At 73.6% G+C, this 288-nt stretch carries 1 protein-coding gene; it reads right to left on the bottom strand.

Translation table 11 applies throughout. The features are described from left to right. Positions 1–288 (bottom strand): AMP-binding protein (locus JNB89_RS30870; protein WP_220364740.1); only part of this gene is annotated, 288 nt, incomplete at both ends.

The raw sequence follows: 288 nt of genomic DNA, 5'->3' as shown, positions 1-288 counted from the left end.
GCCGGGTGGCCGGATAGTCCGGATCGAGCGGCACGAATGCACCGCCCGCGCGAATGATCCCAAGCAGCGCCGCGATCAGCGCCGGCCCGCGCGCGACGCACAGCCCCACGCGCCGCTCCGCGCCCACGCCCCGCGCGACGAGCCGCGCCGCGAGCGATGCCGACCACGCGTCGAGCTCCGCATACGTGAGGCTCGCCTCCTCGCAGCGCAGCGCAATTGCGTCGGGTGTGCGCTTCGCCTGCGCGCCAAGCGCCCTGCCGAGCGATTCGAATGCATACCGCTGCAACG

This window comes from Paraburkholderia phenoliruptrix, assembly GCF_019511605.1.
Lineage (GTDB): Bacteria > Pseudomonadota > Gammaproteobacteria > Burkholderiales > Burkholderiaceae > Paraburkholderia > Paraburkholderia phenoliruptrix_A.
The sequence above is the reverse complement of the archived record's forward strand: the minus strand, read 5'-3'. Positions and strand labels throughout refer to the sequence as shown.